Raw genomic sequence first — 1,051 nt, 5'->3', positions numbered from 1 at the left:
GATCGTGTCTAGCAATCGAGGCAGAAACTCTTTGAATCGATCACGCGCAGACGCAGACATCTGACGAAAACGCGGCAACTCGTGCAAATCCATCAAAGCCTTTGTGCACAGCTCAGGCTCATCAAAACCGGCGCGGAGAAACTCTGCCTGCCAGTCCTCTGCGGTCACGTCTTGATCGAGCCAGAGCTGAAGCCAGTGATAGTCGGACTCGGTCTGATCTGCACTCGCATCACCCTCTTCATGCAAGAAGTCTTCAAACACCGCCGTGACATTGGCACGCAGGTCGCTCATGCGCGCAATCATTACCTCCCAACTATCTTCTTGCATTGCGGCCACTAGAGCGGATTGAGCCGTTTGATCTTGCGGCAGCAGCTGGGTTTGTTGATCCTTGAAACCTTGGATTCCATGCTCCATATCACGCAAATAGCGATATGTTTCGAGTAGCGTTTTCACCCACTCGCCGGGCAAATACTCCGCCTCGGCCAAGGTGCTATAAACCGATTGAAGACCAGTATCTTGGAGTCGTTGGTCACGCCCTCCATATATCAACTGCGTCGCTTGGGCAATAAACTCAATCTCCCGAATACCGCCGTTACCCAGCTTAATGTTCTGCTCACCACCCTTTCGATGCACCTCCGACTTAATTAGCCTCTTCATCTCTCTCAAAGCCTCAAAGCTCGAGTAATCCGGATAGCGACGATAGACAAAGGGCTGAACGATTTTTTCAATCAAATAAGCGCGATCCGCCGGCAAGCCGGTGATCGCACGCGCTTTAATCATTGCAAAGCGCTCCCACTCCCGCCCTTGTGTATAAAAGTAATCTTCGAAGCTAGCAAAATTAAGCGCCAACGCACCGCTACTGCCATACGGACGCAAGCGCATATCTACGCGATAGACAAAGCCGTCTACAGTTCGCGCATCAAGCACATGTATTAACCGCTGACCCAGCTTGGCAAAAAACTGGTGATTGTCGATAGGCTTTCTGGGGTGGTCCGTTTCGCCACTGGCCGGATAGGCGAAGATCAAATCAATATCCGATGAAACATTCAGC

1 pseudogene is annotated in these 1,051 nt (G+C 51.3%); it reads right to left on the bottom strand.

The features are described from left to right. Positions 1-1,051 (bottom strand): annotated as a pseudogene (locus tag A3751_RS17125) (bifunctional glutamine synthetase adenylyltransferase/deadenyltransferase); the annotation flags it as partial.

The organism is Oleiphilus sp. HI0080 (assembly GCF_001635135.1).
This window is presented reverse-complemented; position numbering and strand designations above follow the sequence as displayed.